This window comes from Gilvimarinus sp. 1_MG-2023 (assembly GCF_030548285.1).
On sequence record NZ_JAUOSC010001446.1, the window covers coordinates 1 to 248 of the forward strand.

A 248-nucleotide genomic window follows, 5' to 3' on the forward strand; every position below is an offset into this window, starting at 1 on the left:
TCTTGGAGTAGACGCTGGAATTCTCAGGCTCTTTCAGTCGTGACAATACGGTGAATTTGGCCAGCATTTTCAAGGTGTCGGGGGCGCAGGGAGCGCTGGCCAGAGAGCTGTGTTCGAGCAGTTTTTCGTAAATCTTGACTTCTTCATCGACGCGCAGGCAGTACGGTACCTTGGCGATATAGACCCGGTCGAGGAAGGCCTCGTTGTTCTTGTTGTTCTTGAAGGTCTGCCATTCGGATTCGTTGGAG

General features: G+C 52.4%; 1 pseudogene. It reads right to left on the reverse strand.

The features are described from left to right. Positions 1 to 248 (reverse strand): annotated as a pseudogene (locus Q4563_RS21605) (PrkA family serine protein kinase); the annotation flags it as partial.